The organism is Chryseobacterium gambrini, from assembly GCF_027920505.1.
GTDB lineage: Bacteria > Bacteroidota > Bacteroidia > Flavobacteriales > Weeksellaceae > Chryseobacterium > Chryseobacterium gambrini.
This window is the reverse complement of sequence record NZ_CP115857.1, coordinates 708576-723288: the sequence shown is the minus strand read 5'-3', so window position 1 is coordinate 723288 and position 14713 is coordinate 708576. Positions and strand designations below refer to the sequence as shown.

At 36.1% G+C, this 14713-nt stretch carries 15 protein-coding genes; all 15 read left to right on the top strand.

Annotated features, from left to right (window positions below; all coding sequences use genetic code 11):
* Positions 1-27: 27 nt before the first annotated feature.
* Positions 28-525 carry a F0F1 ATP synthase subunit B gene (locus PFY09_RS03210; protein WP_108409973.1) on the top strand — a complete coding sequence of 166 codons (498 nt, stop codon included), beginning with the start codon at positions 28-30 and terminating at the stop codon, positions 523-525.
* Positions 526-527: 2 nt separating this feature from the next.
* Positions 528-1067 carry an ATP synthase F1 subunit delta gene (gene atpH, locus PFY09_RS03205; protein WP_076390062.1) on the top strand — a complete coding sequence of 180 codons (540 nt, stop codon included), beginning with the start codon at positions 528-530 and terminating at the stop codon, positions 1065-1067.
* A 17-nt stretch (positions 1068-1084) separates the two neighbouring features.
* Positions 1085-2662: a F0F1 ATP synthase subunit alpha gene (gene atpA / locus PFY09_RS03200; RefSeq protein WP_076390063.1), complete on the top strand. Its 1578-nt coding sequence runs from the start codon at positions 1085-1087 to the stop codon at positions 2660-2662.
* An 85-nt stretch (positions 2663-2747) separates the two neighbouring features.
* Positions 2748-3611 (top strand): ATP synthase F1 subunit gamma, encoded by an 864-nt coding sequence (atpG, locus tag PFY09_RS03195; RefSeq protein WP_076390064.1) that lies wholly within the window; start codon positions 2748-2750, stop codon positions 3609-3611.
* A gap of 102 nt (positions 3612-3713) precedes the next feature.
* The gene (locus PFY09_RS03190) at positions 3714-5072 is read left to right on the top strand and encodes a hemolysin family protein (RefSeq protein WP_076390065.1); all 1359 of its coding nucleotides are present in this window, start codon (positions 3714-3716) and stop codon (positions 5070-5072) included.
* Between the two features lie 21 nt (positions 5073-5093).
* Positions 5094-5399, top strand: coding sequence for an ATP-dependent Clp protease adaptor ClpS (locus PFY09_RS03185; RefSeq protein ID WP_271161384.1), 306 nt, complete (start codon positions 5094-5096; stop codon positions 5397-5399).
* A 132-nt stretch (positions 5400-5531) separates the two neighbouring features.
* Positions 5532-7370, top strand: a complete 1839-nt coding sequence (locus PFY09_RS03180) for a T9SS type A sorting domain-containing protein (RefSeq protein ID WP_271161383.1) — start codon at positions 5532-5534, stop codon at positions 7368-7370.
* 129 nt (positions 7371-7499) lie between these two features.
* Positions 7500-8114: a uridine kinase gene (gene udk, locus PFY09_RS03175; RefSeq protein ID WP_076390068.1), complete on the top strand. Its 615-nt coding sequence runs from the start codon at positions 7500-7502 to the stop codon at positions 8112-8114.
* A 1-nt stretch (position 8115) separates the two neighbouring features.
* Positions 8116-8469: an FtsB family cell division protein gene (locus tag PFY09_RS03170; protein WP_087710363.1), complete on the top strand. Its 354-nt coding sequence runs from the start codon at positions 8116-8118 to the stop codon at positions 8467-8469.
* Positions 8470-8642: 173 nt separating this feature from the next.
* Positions 8643-9794, top strand: coding sequence for a methylmalonyl-CoA mutase family protein (locus tag PFY09_RS03165; RefSeq protein WP_271161382.1), 1152 nt, complete (start codon positions 8643-8645; stop codon positions 9792-9794).
* Positions 9795-9805: 11 nt separating this feature from the next.
* Positions 9806-10255, top strand: a complete 450-nt coding sequence (locus tag PFY09_RS03160) for a hypothetical protein (protein ID WP_256040720.1) — start codon at positions 9806-9808, stop codon at positions 10253-10255.
* Between the two features lie 2 nt (positions 10256-10257).
* A complete protein-coding gene (locus PFY09_RS03155; protein WP_271161381.1) occupies positions 10258-11406 on the top strand; it encodes a THUMP-like domain-containing protein in 1149 nt (382 codons plus the stop codon).
* 120 nt (positions 11407-11526) lie between these two features.
* Positions 11527-11799: a hypothetical protein gene (locus PFY09_RS03150; protein ID WP_076390073.1), complete on the top strand. Its 273-nt coding sequence runs from the start codon at positions 11527-11529 to the stop codon at positions 11797-11799.
* Between the two features lie 301 nt (positions 11800-12100).
* Positions 12101-13480 (top strand): dipeptidase, encoded by a 1380-nt coding sequence (locus PFY09_RS03145; RefSeq protein WP_076390074.1) that lies wholly within the window; start codon positions 12101-12103, stop codon positions 13478-13480.
* An 89-nt stretch (positions 13481-13569) separates the two neighbouring features.
* On the top strand, positions 13570-14574 hold the full coding sequence (locus tag PFY09_RS03140; RefSeq protein ID WP_271161380.1) for a T9SS type A sorting domain-containing protein: 1005 nt from the start codon (positions 13570-13572) through the stop codon (positions 14572-14574).
* The last annotated feature ends 139 nt before the right edge of the window (positions 14575-14713 follow it).

The window sequence follows — 14713 nt, the reverse complement described above, 5'->3', positions numbered from 1 at the left end:
AGTAATAATTATTTATACATTTATATAATGGAATTAATTCATCAGTTTTCATCAGGATTATTTATTATCCAGTCTGTTATCTTTCTGGCATTGTTATTCTTGTTAGGTAAATTCGCTTGGAAACCTATTTTAAAATCTATTAATGATAGAGAAACTTCTATTGTTGACGCTCTTAATCAGGCTACTTTGGCAAGAAAAGAGATGGAAACTTTAAAAGAGGATAACGAAAGAATTATTCGTGAGGCTAAAATCGAAAGAGATGCCATCCTTAAAGAAGCAAGAGAAATCAGAGATAAAATCGTAGGTGAAGCTAAAGATGTTGCTAAAGTAGAAGGCGATAAAATGATTGAAGCAGCTAAGCAAACCATCAATGCTGAGAAAAATGCTGCAATGGCAGACATCAAAACTCAGATTGGTACTTTATCTGTAAACATCGCAGAATCTATACTGAAACAGAAATTAGACAACAGCGAAGCTCAAAACGAATTAGTTCAGAATTATTTAAACAAATCAAACCTTAACTAAGAATGCTTACATCTAAAGTAGCTAAAAGATACGCACAAGGTTTACTTGATTTTACAAATGAGTCAGGTCAAACGGCTACTGTATTTTCTGAAATGAAAGATGTAGTAAAGTTGATGAATGAGTCTCAGGACTTAAAAAAATTCTTCCTTACCCCATACATCGATTCTAAAAAGAAAATAGAAGTAGCAAAAGAGATTTTCAAAGGTTTGTCAGCTTCTTCACAGAACTTGATTACTTTGGTAATCAGACACGGTCGTGAAAACCAGTTGAAAAATATTGCTCAGGAATTTATTAACAAAGTTGAAGATATCAGTGGAGTACAGAGAGTAACTGTTACCTCGGCAACTCAGCTTTCCAAAGAAAACCTAGATCAGATTTTAAGAAATTCCAATCTTGTTAATACCAATGCAAATTTTGATTTGCAGATTAACGTAAAACCTGAAATTTTAGGAGGTTACATTTTAAGAGTTGGAGACCAGCAGATCGATGCTTCTGTGAAGTCTAAACTTAACAGTATTAAAAAAGATTTTCATTTAAATTAAGAAAAAACAACCATACAATGGCAGAAATAAATCCGGCAGAAGTATCTGCGATCTTAAAACAGCAATTGGCCAACTTCGATACTCAATCAAACGTTGAGGAAGTAGGTACAGTTTTAACCATCGGTGATGGTATTGCTCGTGTATACGGGTTAGAAAACGTACAATACGGAGAGTTGGTGAAATTTTCTAGTGATGTAGAAGGTATTGTACTAAACCTTGAAGAAGACAACGTAGGTGTTGCGCTACTTGGTGAAAGTAAATTAGTAAAAGAAGGAGATACAGTAAGAAGAACAAACAGAATCTCTTCTATTAAAGTAGGAGAAGGTATGTTAGGAAGAGTAGTGGATACTCTTGGTAACCCTATCGATGGTAAAGGTCCTATTACTGGGGATTTATACGAAATGCCATTGGAAAGAAAAGCTCCCGGAGTTATTTACAGACAGCCGGTAACTGAACCTTTACAGTCAGGTATCGTTGCGATCGACTCTATGATCCCTGTAGGAAGAGGACAGAGAGAGCTTATCATCGGTGACAGACAGACAGGTAAAACTACTGTTGCAATCGATACGATAATCAACCAAAAAGAATTCTTTGATGCAGGTAACCCTGTATATTGTATATATGTTGCTATCGGACAGAAAGCGTCTACTGTAGCACAAATCGTTAAAACACTTTCGGATAAAGGAGCTTTAGCATATACGGTAATCGTTGCGGCTAACGCATCAGATCCGGTTCCTATGCAGGTATATTCTGCAATGGCAGGAGCGGCGATCGGTGAGTTTTTCAGAGACACCGGAAGACCAGCTTTGATCGTTTATGATGATTTATCTAAACAGGCAGTTGCTTACCGTGAGCTTTCTCTACTTTTAAGAAGACCACCGGGTCGTGAGGCATATCCTGGAGACGTTTTCTATCTTCACTCAAGATTATTGGAAAGAGCTGCGAAAGTAATCGCGGATGACAATATCGCAAGACAGATGAACGATTTACCTGAGTCTTTAAGACCAATCGTAAAAGGAGGAGGTTCATTAACGGCACTTCCAATTATTGAAACTCAGGCGGGTGACGTTTCTGCGTATATTCCTACTAACGTAATCTCTATTACAGACGGACAGATCTTCTTGGAGTCTGATCTATTCAACTCAGGGGTTCGTCCTGCGATCAACGTAGGTATCTCTGTATCCAGAGTAGGAGGTAACGCTCAGATCAAATCAATGAAAAAAGTTTCTGGTACGCTTAAATTAGACCAGGCTCAGTATAAAGAATTAGAAGCGTTTGCTAAATTCGGTTCAGACCTTGATGCTGCTACATTAGCGGTAATCTCTAAAGGGGAAAGAAACGTAGAAATACTTAAGCAGCCGGTAAATTCTCCACTTCCGGTAGATAGCCAGGTTGCAATGATCTATGCAGGAACAGAGAACTTATTGAGAAACGTTCCTATCAGAAAAGTAAAAGAATTCCAGATAGAATACATCGAGTTCCTAAGATCTAAGCATCCGGATACAATGGCTGCCATTAAAGCAGGAAAAATTGATGATTCAATTACAAGTGTTCTTAAGCAGGCTGCTAACGATCTAGCTGCTAAATATAACTAAAAATTAGTTGATGGTTTTTGGTTGATAGTTGACAGAATTTTCTAAAACTAGCAACCAACAACCGACAACCAACAACTAACCCAATATGGCAAACTTAAAAGAAATACGAGGCAGAATTACGTCAATTTCATCTACGATGCAAATTACCCGTGCTATGAAAATGGTTTCCGCTGCGAAACTTAAAAAAGCACAGGATGCAATCGTAATGTTAAGACCTTATTCTGAGAAATTACAGGAACTTATCCAGAATGTAAATTCCAGTTCAGATCCTGATCAGATTTCTGTTTACGCTCAGAAAAGAGAAGTAAAAAGAATACTTTTCATCGCTATTACTTCAAACAGAGGTCTTGCCGGAGCTTTTAACTCTTCCATCGTTAAGGAACTGAATGCACAGTTTCAAAACAAGTCTCAATACGAGGTGGAAGTTCTTTCTGTTGGTAAAAAAGCTTTTGATGCTGTAAGAAGAACGCGTACGGTGTATGCAAACGAAAGTGCTGTGTATGATAACCTGAACTTCGATGCGGTAGCTCACATTGCAGAAGCAGTAATGGGCAGCTTCAAAGAAGGTAAATTTGATGAAGTTTATTTAATTTATAATAAATTCGTTAATGCAGCGACTCAGGAAGTAACTACAGAACAGCTTCTTCCGATCTCAATGCCTGAAAATACAGAATCTCAGGTAGAAACAGATTATATCTTTGAGCCAAACAGAGAAGAAATCTTAGATAACCTTATTCCTAAGTCAATCAAGACTCAGGTTTTCAAAGCAATCCTGGATTCAGTAGCTTCTGAACACGGAGCGAGAATGACGGCGATGCACAAAGCAACAGACAACGCGCAGGCTTTGAAGAACGATTTGGTCATCTTCTACAACAAAGCAAGACAGGCTGCCATTACAAACGAAATCTTAGAGATCGTTTCCGGAGCAGAAGCCTTGAAAAATTCGTAAAGAATTATTTTAACACAATATTAAAGCATCGTAAATCACGATGCTTTTTTTGTTATTTTTATTTTGTATATATTTGTAGAACTAAATTTATATAATTTCTAAATGGACTCGGACATAGTCAGGCTTTTGCTGGCCTTATTACTTGTTTTACTTAATGGCTTTTTTGTAGCCGCAGAATTTTCAATTGTTAAAGTTCGTTATTCCCAAATTCAGATAAAAGCCGCAGAGGGAAACTCCATGGCAAAGCAGGCAGAGCATATCATCAAGCATCTTGATGAATATCTTTCGGCTACACAGCTTGGTATTACGTTGGCTTCCCTGGCTTTAGGTTGGGTAGGAGAAAGCGCATTGCACCATATTGTAGAAAATATTTTCCATTCTCTTAGTATTGATCTTAGTCAGGCAACCATCACTTCAATTTCAGTGATTACAAGTTTTGTGCTCATTACGATCATGCACATTGTTTTCGGAGAGCTTATTCCGAAATCCATTGCCATCAGAAAATCAGAATCTACTACAATGGCGACTGCAATTCCGTTAAGAGTTTTTTATACGGTTTTCAAGCCTTTTATCTGGTTGATGAATTTAATGTCTAATACATTTTTAAGACTGGTAAAAATTCATCCAGCTTCAGAACATGAGATCCACTCTACGGAAGAGCTTCAGCTTTTGGTAAAACAAAGCGCCGACAGCGGAGAAATTGAAGAGGAAAATTATGAGATCATTAAAAATGCATTTGATTTTACAGATCATTCTGCAAAACAGATCATGGTTCCGCGTCAGAATATTACATCGATAGATTTTAAGGAAGATGTCAATGAAATTATTAACACGATCATGGATAGCGGTTATTCCCGTATTCCGGTGTATGTAGATTCTATTGATAATGTAATTGGTATCCTTTATACAAAAGAAATCATCAGAGAATTCGTTAAAAGAAAAGGAGAACTCAATCATGATGATCTGAAAGAATTGATGCGTGACGCATTTTTCGTGGTGGGAAGTAAAAAGATTTCAGACCTATTGAAAATTTTCCAGCAGAAAAAACAGCATTTGGCGATTGTTATCGATGAATTCGGAGGGACAGAAGGAATTATTACCCTTGAAGATATTTTAGAGGAATTGGTAGGAGAAATTCAGGATGAAGAAGATGATGAAGAGAAAATTGTAGATAAAATCGGGGAGAATACCTATTGGGTTCAGGCAACACAGCCTTTGGATGAAATTAATGAATTTATTCCTAAAAAATTACCGCTTTCGGAAGAGAGTGAGTACAATACACTCGCAGGTTTTATTCTTCATGCTTTAGAAGATATTCCGGAAGAAAATCAGGAATTTGATCTGGAAAATTATCATTTCAAGATTCTTAAAATGAACAATAAAAGTGTAGAGCTTGTAGAGTTGGTATATGAAGAACCCAACAGCATTAGTGATCTTGCCGAAAAAATAGGAGAAGTTTAATCTATTGTAAACAATTTAAACATGATTTTTTATAACAGTATAAAAGATTACGAAGATCCGAAACGTCAGTACGAAGAAGAAGTTCTCGTAATGGATGAGACCGATGAAGTCTATAAATTGGTTTTGCATAACGATGACGTTCATACATTTGATTATGTTATTGATTGTCTGATCGAAATTTGCAAACACACCTTAGAGCAAGCCGAGCAATGTACAATTCTCGTTCATTTTAAAGGGAAATGCACGGTAAAAACAGGTTCAATGGATCTTTTGAAACCTATGCATGAAAAATTGCTTTCAAGGGAATTAACAAGCGAAATCGTATAAAAATTATCAGCTCTGACTATTGTCGGAGCTTTTTTTATATCTAATTTTAATTTTTTTAATATTTTTTTAAGAATTTATTCATGTTTTTGTGAATATTTGTTATATTGCTCAATCAAATTATAAAAACATTACATGAAACTAAAAATTAATTCATTGGTTCTTGGCTGCATTTTATCTTGTTCAGCATTAATGGGTCAGGAATCATCTTTGGAATCATCCGCCAGAAAGTGGATTACGGAAAATTCAAGCAGTCTTGGAGTTCAGAATTTCAGCCAGTTTAAATTAAACTTTGTGAGAAAAAGCAGTTCAGGAGAAACATTGCGTTTTCAACAGCTGATGAAAGAAATTCCGGTTTTTCAGTCCGAACTTGTTGTTCATTTCAATAAAAACGGAGGAATATCCTATACTTCTGCAGAAAGTTTTAAAAAAGATATTAAAGAAATTAATGTTATTCCATCTTTTGCCTCGTCAGATGCACTTGCAAAGGCTCATCAGGCTTCCCATACGAAAGGAAGAATTACCCATGAAGAGACAAAACTTTATGTATACCTTACAGATTCCGGAGATACGAAATTAGTCTATCGTGTGCTCACGAGTTCTTTCGAAAATCCGGGAAGCTGGGAAACAATTATAGATGCACAGACTGGAGAAGTCATAAGTGTGAAAGATGTGGCATATTACTATAAAGAAAAAGAAAAAAATCCTGAAAAGAAATCCAATAAAAAGAATACCAAAGCTAAAAAAGTTTTGGTTTCCGGAACTGGTTATATTTTCAATCCGGATCCGCTTTCTAAAATGCAGGTAGCCTATGCAGGACAATATGTAGATAATAACGACGCAACAAATGCAAGTCTGGATGCTGCCAGAACTTTAGTTACAATCCCTGAATTGGATTTAACAGCGGGAGTTTACAAGTTAAAAGGTTCTTATGCAGAAATAAAAGATCTTGAAACACCATCGACGGGACTTTTTACACAGACAACCAATCAGTTTTTATTTAACAGAAACGATCAGGGATTTGAAGCGGTCAATGCTTACTGGCATATTGATAACAGCCTGCGTTATATTAACCAGACATTGAATATTGATTGTAAACCCTTAACAAACGCAGGAATTTTATGGTTTGATCCCCATGGTTTAGATGGAGATGATAATTCTTATTACAGCAACGGACAGCTTGTTTTTGGAGAAGGCGGAGTAGACGATGCTGAAGATGCAGATGTTGTTTTGCACGAATTGGGACACGGCATTCACGACTGGCTTACGAATGGAAGCTTATCTCAGGTTCAGGGATTAAGCGAAGGCTGTGGAGACTACTGGGCGCAATCCTATAGCAGAAGTCTCAATCAGTGGCCTTCATCTGCCGCTGCATACAACTGGATGTTCAGCTGGGATGGGCATAACGAATATTGGTCAGGAAGAATTACCAATTACACAGTATTATATCCGGGTTCCGGAGCCATTCATACAAGAGGGCAGATTTGGGCATCCGCTCTTATGAGAATCTATGATAAAATAGGGAAAGCAAAGACAGACAGAGCATTTCTGGAAGGAATAAGCATGACCAGTTCAAGTACGAACCAGCAAAGTGCTGCAATTGCTGTAAGACAGGCTGCAATCGATATGCTTGGAACCTTTGGATTCACCTGTGCGGATATTGCTCAGATGACACAGGAATTTAACGCTGCAGGGTATGTTTTGCTTACTTATACATGTCTTTTGGCAGTAGATGAAGCAGAGAAAAAGAATAGTATTGCCATATATCCTAATCCTGTTTCAGATATTTTAACGGTTTCAATGAAAATCAATAAAGACGAGAAGGCAGAAATCTATAATATGGAAGGCAGAAAAGTAATGGAAACTACGATTGGCAAAGGAAAAAATACAATCAATGTTTCACATTTACAGATTGGAGACTATCTTTTGAGAATAAAAGGCTTGGAAGTCTCAACAAAGTTCATCAAAAAATAGAATTTCCGTAAAGAATATAAAATCCGATGTTTTGCATTGGATTTTTTTTGATTAAAATTCATCTTTCATTATTTTATTTGCATTCAAGTAAAATAGTATATTTGTAAAAACTATAAAGAAACAAAAATAATGCTTGTAATAGGAATTGCAGGAGGTACAGGCTCCGGCAAAACTACGGTTGTTGATAAGATCATTCAGCAGCTTGACATCGAAGGAATGAACATCCTTTCACAGGATAACTATTATCATGATAATCATAATCTTACATTGGCAGAAAGAGAAGCCTTGAATTATGACCATCCCAAATCCATCGATTTTGACCTTCTGATAAAACATGTAAAAGCTTTAAAAAATAACGAATCAATCGAGCAGCCGATTTACAGCTTTGTAACGCATGGAAGAACAGGAGATCACGTTACCGTAGAACCTAAAAATGTATTGGTAGTAGAAGGAATTCTCGTTCTTACCAACAAGGAATTATTGAAGGAATTTGATCTGAAAGTTTTTGTACACGCAGATTCGGATGAAAGACTCATCAGAAGGATCAGAAGAGATACACAGGAAAGAGGAAGAGATCTAAATGAAGTTCTACACCGTTATCAGACAACTCTGAAGCCGATGCATCAGGAATTTATTGAACCTTCCAAAAATGAAGCGGATCTTATCATCCCGAATATGAGACAGAATTCCGTTGCGATAGATTTTTTAACCACCGTTATTAAAAACTCGTTGAGAAAACATTAAAATGAAAGATAATAAGCTTATTAAAGACATTCAGCCCAAGTCTGAAACATTCAAACTTATTCAGAAATATTTTTTGAATAAATATACCATTACAATCTGTCTGTTTCTGGTATGGATGATTTTCTTTGATAAAACTTCCTTTCTTGTCATCAATGAACTGAACGGCGAAATCAGCAAATACGAAGAACAGCTTCAATACTATAAAACCGAGTACGAGAAGAACGATGCGTTTTATAAAAAGCTGATGAACAACAAATCTGAAAAAGAAAAATACGCAAGAGAAAACTATTTCATGAAAAAACCGGATGAAGAAATTTTTATTCTGGTAGTTGACAGCGCAAACGCGAAAAAATAATTTTTTTTTAATGAATTGTCAATAATGAATTTTGCTTCGCAAGTAAATTTTAAAAAATGATTGTTCGTCATTTATCATCATTGAAAAATCTTTGCGTTAGGATTATAATCAAGTAAAAATTGATGAATAAAAGCGGATTGACTATTGACCATTCACAAATTCATACAAAAACTATGTCAAATACAGCCTGGGAAAATTTAGTAAAAAAACAGCTTAAAACAGACGATATTTATCCAGTCCTTACCAAAGAAAATCTGGAAGGAATTGTGGTAAAACCTTTCTACGACGCTGTGCAGAACCCATTGTTAAATCTGCCGAAAATTGAAGAAAGTACCCATTTGGTAGCAAAATATCATGAAAGTTTGGAAGAAGACGTTTTTGCATTTATTTTAGACCAAAATGTAGAAAATCTCGAGCAGAAAACAATTTTCATAAACAATGAAGAGTTGGCAGGACACATCAGTCCCGAAGAACAGGATCAGTACTTTTCACTAATTGATGTTTTTGATGAAAAACAAGCTGTAATTAACGATCAGTTGGTCAAAGAATTACTCGCAAAACAGTTCAGAAGAAATATTTGTATAGATATTTCCCTTCATCAGAACGCTGGAGCCTCTATTGTTCAGCAATTGGGAATTGCTTTGGCAAAAACCAAAGAACTTGTAGAAATCTACGGTTCAGAAATTGTAAACAAACTCATCTTCAGAATAGCAGTCGGTGGAAACTACTTCTTCGAAATGGCAAAACTGAGAGCCTTTAAAATAGTTTTCAATCAATTGTCAAAAGAATACGATCTTGACGAAATTCCATACATTTTTGCAGAAACTTCCCTGAGAAATAAAGCGGTTTCCGATAATGAAAACAACCTGATCCGTTCTACTTTAGAGCTTGCAGCAGCCATGATCGGCGGTGCAGATGCCGTTTTCAGCAATAATTATCTGGTAGAAAAAAGCACGGAAAATTCAGAAGAAATTTCTTTCAAACAGCAGATTGTTCTTGCGTATGAAAGCATCATCAATGTTTTTGAAGATGCATCTAACGGAAGTTATTATGTAGAAGATATTACACGGCAGATTGCGGAAAAATCTTGGGCATTTTTTGTGGAAATAGAGGAGAACGGAGGCTATCTGGAACTTTTGAAGCAGGGAACTATTCAGAAAAAAATCTACGATCACGCCATCGAAGAGCAGAAGTGGGTGGAAGAAGGAAAAATAAAGCTGATTGGCGTTAATTTATACCCGAAATTAGACATTAAAAAGTCTATTGAGGAATTATACAGCGAAAAAGAAATTAAATCCGTTCGCTGGGCGGAAATGTTTGAATAAAAAACTAAACTATGAAAAACTTGTATTTATTGATGGGAATTCTGATCTCTACTTTCGTCTTTTCACAGACGCAAAACAGAATTGTGGGAAATTGGCAGGGAGTTGATTCCAAAGGTGTAAAAAGCTCGGTTTCCTTTTCTAAAGACGGATATTTTAGTCTTCATGTGAAAGATTTAAATATGGTAGGTAAAAAGACACTCATTCAAAAAGGACCGTTTAAAGGAAAGTTTTCTTACATCAAGTATCAACTGGACGAAACTACAGATCCTGCAAAAATTCTTATAAAAACGGGTTATTTTGAAGGTAATGAGGAAGTGGAAAAAGGTACATTGAACGGAATTGTCCGTTTTACAAACGATAAAGAAATGGATCTCTATCTTGATATGTCAGGAAAGGATGCGGCAACTTTTGAGGAAGCGGACAAGAACCAGATCGTTCATCTCAAGAAAATTTCAAAATAAAGGTGAATAAACAGCTTTTAAAAAAAGAAATTCAGCAATTTATCAATGCAAATCTAAACGCAGATTTGCATTCTTTATTATTAAAAAAATCCCCTTTTCCGGAAGTCTCCATACAGGAAATTGTTCAGCAGATCAAAGGAAAGCAGGTTGCACAGAAGAAATTTCCGTTTCTGCTTAAAGAAGGAATTATTTTTCCACCACAACTGAATTTAGAACAGTCTTCCTCCGAAAAAACAGCATTGTATAAATCTCGAATTTTAAAAGGTAAAAAGTTCATTGATTTAACCAGCGGTTTTGGAATTGATGCCTATTATTTATCAGAAAGTTTCGAAGAAATAACTTTGGTAGAACAAAATGCTGAGCTTTTGGCAATTGTTGAACACAATTGGAACGTTTTAGGTAGGAAAGCAAAGTTTGTCAACCAGAACCTCGAAGATTTTTTAAATGAAAATAAGGAAACTTACGATGTAATCTATCTTGATCCCGCACGAAGAGACCACAATAAAAATAAAGTCTTTTTACTCGAAGATCTGTCGCCTGATATTATTGAAATTCAGGAAAAACTACTTTCTATCTCCAATGAGGCAGTGATAAAGCTTTCGCCCTTAATTGATCTGAAATATCTGGTTTCTGTTTTACCCAACCTTTTCAGGATTGATATTATCGCCTTAAAAAACGATGTTAAAGAAGTCGTCGTATTTCTGTCAAACCAAAATTCAGGCAAAATCATCTGTCATTGTGTAAACCTCGAAAGTCATGAAGCAGACTTCAGCTTTGATTTTGGCAGTGAAGAAAGTGCAGCAGCAGAATTTGGTGAACCTGAAAAATACATCTACATTCCCAATAATTCGGTTTTAAAAGCCGGAGTTTTTAATGTAATCTCAGAAAAATTCAAATTAAAAAAATTACATACGAATACACATCTTTACACGTCAAATCAAAAGATAACTGATTTTCCAGGAAGGATTTTAGAGATGGAAGTTATTGAAGCTAAACAGATTGTAAAGAAAAGTCAGTTCAATATTATTTCCAAAAATTACCCTTTAAAACCGGAAGAAATTAAAAAGAAATACAGCCTGAAGGATGGTGGGGAAAGCTATCTTATTTTTACACAATCCAAAAAAGGAAAAATTATACTAAAATCAGTATAAAAATGTTGCCGAAAAAAATAGGAATCCTTAATTTTGGGCAATTAAAAATTAAAATAAGAATCGTCTTTTGCTTATCCAGACAAAATGATTCTGATGACCTTAAAAAAATAAATTTTACATATGAAAAAATTAGTTATATGTTTAGCGATCGCAGCAATGGCTGTAAGCTGTAAAAAAGTAGCTGCAGGAGGAAACAAGAATACTCTGAAACTTGAAGAAGGAGCAGAAAGATATTCAGACGATCCTCAAGGTGAAGGTCATGGTCACGAAGCTGCAACAATGCATACAGAAGAGGCAACTGCAGAAAAGCACGAAGCCGAAGCGCCAAAGACAGACAGTACAGCAACTGCAAAACCTGCCGAAGCTAAAGAAGCTCCAAAAGCTGAACACTAATTAAAAGTACAATATAAAATCTCCCGCAGCAATGTGGGAGATTTTTTAGGAGCTGTTTCGCGCTTTCCGCACTCGCTATTTTCTGGGTTTCGGCGCGGCGAAGCCGCGCCGAAACCCAGAAAATGAGCTCAGACAAATGCTGCAATCACGGCTAAACTGAAGTCTGTCAGTCAATTTCAGGGATAAAATACCTTTCAGATTAATATTTTTAGAAAACACACATCAGACCTGAGGAAAATTATACGTTTTTGTTTGTTCCTGAGAAGCAAATTTTTTACTTTTAGCAAAATAATATTTTACAATGCAAGAGACATTAAATTACATCAGCGAAAACAAACAGCGTTTCGTGGATGAATTATTTGAATTACTGAGAATTCCTTCCATTTCTGCAGATCCTGCGTATAAAAACGATGTTTTGAAATGTGCGGAAGTCGTGGCAGAACACCTTAAAAATGCGGGAGCAGATAATGTGGAAGTTTGCCAGACCAAAGGATATCCTATCGTTTACGGAGAAAAAATTTTAAATACAGATTTACCGACGGTTTTAGTATATGGACATTATGATGTTCAGCCTGCAGATCCGTTGGAACTATGGACAAAACCGCCATTCGAACCGTATATTGAAAAAACAGAACTTCATCCGGAAGGAGCTATCTTTGCAAGAGGTTCGGCAGACGATAAAGGACAGTTTTTCATGCATCTTAAAGCTTTTGAAGCCATGATGAAGACCAATGCGCTTCCTTGCAACGTTAAATTTATTCTCGAAGGAGAAGAAGAAGTAGGTTCGGTAAGTTTAGGAGACTGGGTAAATGAAAACAAAGAAAAACTTTCTTGTGACTGTATTCTTATTTCAGACACTCATATCTACAGCAACGAACAGCCGACTGTTACCACAGGTTTAAGAGGTTTAAGCTATGTGGAAGTAGAAGTGGAAGGTCCAAACAGAGACCTGCATTCCGGGCTTTATGGAGGAGCAGTTCCAAATCCGATCCACGTACTGTCTAGAATGATTGCGAATCTGATCGATGAAGACGGACATATTACCATCGATGGATTCTACGATAATGTGGAAACCGTTTCAGATTCAGACAGAGCAGATATGAACAAGCTGAAAGATAATCCTGAAGAATTCAAAAAATCTATCGGATTAAACGGCGTGGAAGGAGAAAAAGGATATACCACTTTGGAAAGAACATCTATCCGTCCAACGTTAGATTGCAACGGAATCTGGGGAGGTTATACCGGAGAAGGAGCAAAAACCGTAATTCCTTCAAAAGCTTTTGCCAAGATCTCAATGCGTCTGGTTCCTTATCAGACACCGGAAGAAATCACCGAAAAATTCACAAAATATTTTGAAAAAATTGCTCCTCAAAATGTAAAAGTAAAAGTAACGCCGCATCATGGAGGAATGCCTTATGTTTTACCAACCGATACCAAAGAATTTTTGGCAGCAAAACAGGCAATGGAATCAGCCTTCGGAAAAGAAGTACTTCCATACAGAGGAGGAGGCAGTATCCCGATTACAGCTATGTTTGAGCAGGTTTTGGGAGCTAAATCCGTTTTAATGGGCTTCGGATTAGATTCTGATGCCATCCATTCTCCAAACGAACATTACGGATTATTCAATTTTTATAAAGGAATTGAAAGTATTCCGTTATTTTTCGAGAATTATTCCAAGTAAATTTTAACAATCAATAAATGAGTCCCTTAGATTTTTTTCTAAGGGATTTTTTTATATATTTAACATGCTAATAAATTAATTGAAATCTAATGAAAAAAATTCTACTTTTTATTTCCGGAATACTTTCCATAGGCAGTATTTACGGACAGGTTATTGACAGCCAGAATTTTAACAGCTTAACGCCCGGAAATGTCGGCACAAACTTTACAGGAGCTTCTGCAGGGCAGGGAGGCTATTATCTGTTAAACGGTGTTGCTTCAGATTACCAGATCGCTACTATTGATGCTGCTCATGCAAATTCATTAAAAATTACAGCGGGTTCAGGATATGTAGCGACAAGCGATCCCAACAACCATTCTGTGGTTAAGCTGGTAGGAGTTAACGCTACAGCAGGAAATGATATTATCAAAGCGACATGCAATTTTTATACAGGATCTGCGAACGGTACAGGATCTGTATACATAACTCTTTTTGATGACGCAACAACTCCGGGAGTAATTGTAAGTCTTATTTACAACGTGGCCACAAAAACCATGACAGCAGGAGGCACATTAACCAATGCCGGAACAAGAGGTTTCTTTGGTATTAAAACTTTAGGAGGAACCTATCCTGCGAACACGTGGGTTAATGTAGGTATGGCGTATAATATGACAACCGGAGTAATGAATTGGTATACTCCACAGGAAAGTTACACTTTCTCTTCTCCTCCTTCAGGATATGCGCTAATTCCGGCTTTGGATGTAGGGCAGTACCGTACTTATAATATTAATGCATCAGGAAATTCTGTAGCTTATAACTGGGCAATTGATAATTTTAATCTATCTTATTCTAACAATACAATCCTTGCAACTAGAGAAGAAGTTTCTAAAGCAAAAGAAGATATTGTCATCTATCCAAATCCTGCAAAAGATATCGTAACGATTGAAGGTAAAAATAAAATACTTTCAGTATACGTTTATGATCTTTCCGGAAAAAGGATCGATCTTCCTTTAACGGGTAATAAAGTAAATATTTCCGGCTTGGCAACTGGAAATTATGTATTGGGAATTAAAACAGATGAGGGTGTGGTTACTAAAAAACTGATCAAAGAATAGGAAAGAAATCATTTATATCATTAAAGGCTGCATTTTTGATAATGCAGCCTTTTTAGTTAAAATATTATTTAAAAATGTGGTATTAGCATCATATTTTAAATATAATTGTTTTGTTTTTAAAATATTATTAATATTTTTA

What these genes read in the sequence shown, in the direction of transcription:
- PFY09_RS03160 (WP_256040720.1), top strand. Translation starts at nt 9,806, where the DNA reads ATGAAAAACTTGTATTTATTGATGGGAATTCTGATCTCTACTTTCGTC.
- atpA (WP_076390063.1), top strand. Translation starts at nt 1,085, where the DNA reads ATGGCAGAAATAAATCCGGCAGAAGTATCTGCGATCTTAAAACAGCAA.
- udk (WP_076390068.1), top strand. Translation starts at nt 7,500, where the DNA reads ATGCTTGTAATAGGAATTGCAGGAGGTACAGGCTCCGGCAAAACTACG.
- PFY09_RS03150 (WP_076390073.1), top strand. Translation starts at nt 11,527, where the DNA reads ATGAAAAAATTAGTTATATGTTTAGCGATCGCAGCAATGGCTGTAAGC.
- PFY09_RS03185 (WP_271161384.1), top strand. Translation starts at nt 5,094, where the DNA reads ATGATTTTTTATAACAGTATAAAAGATTACGAAGATCCGAAACGTCAG.
- PFY09_RS03145 (WP_076390074.1), top strand. Translation starts at nt 12,101, where the DNA reads ATGCAAGAGACATTAAATTACATCAGCGAAAACAAACAGCGTTTCGTG.
- PFY09_RS03165 (WP_271161382.1), top strand. Translation starts at nt 8,643, where the DNA reads ATGTCAAATACAGCCTGGGAAAATTTAGTAAAAAAACAGCTTAAAACA.
- PFY09_RS03170 (WP_087710363.1), top strand. Translation starts at nt 8,116, where the DNA reads ATGAAAGATAATAAGCTTATTAAAGACATTCAGCCCAAGTCTGAAACA.
- PFY09_RS03190 (WP_076390065.1), top strand. Translation starts at nt 3,714, where the DNA reads ATGGACTCGGACATAGTCAGGCTTTTGCTGGCCTTATTACTTGTTTTA.
- atpG (WP_076390064.1), top strand. Translation starts at nt 2,748, where the DNA reads ATGGCAAACTTAAAAGAAATACGAGGCAGAATTACGTCAATTTCATCT.
- PFY09_RS03180 (WP_271161383.1), top strand. Translation starts at nt 5,532, where the DNA reads ATGAAACTAAAAATTAATTCATTGGTTCTTGGCTGCATTTTATCTTGT.
- PFY09_RS03210 (WP_108409973.1), top strand. Translation starts at nt 28, where the DNA reads ATGGAATTAATTCATCAGTTTTCATCAGGATTATTTATTATCCAGTCT.
- PFY09_RS03140 (WP_271161380.1), top strand. Translation starts at nt 13,570, where the DNA reads ATGAAAAAAATTCTACTTTTTATTTCCGGAATACTTTCCATAGGCAGT.
- atpH (WP_076390062.1), top strand. Translation starts at nt 528, where the DNA reads ATGCTTACATCTAAAGTAGCTAAAAGATACGCACAAGGTTTACTTGAT.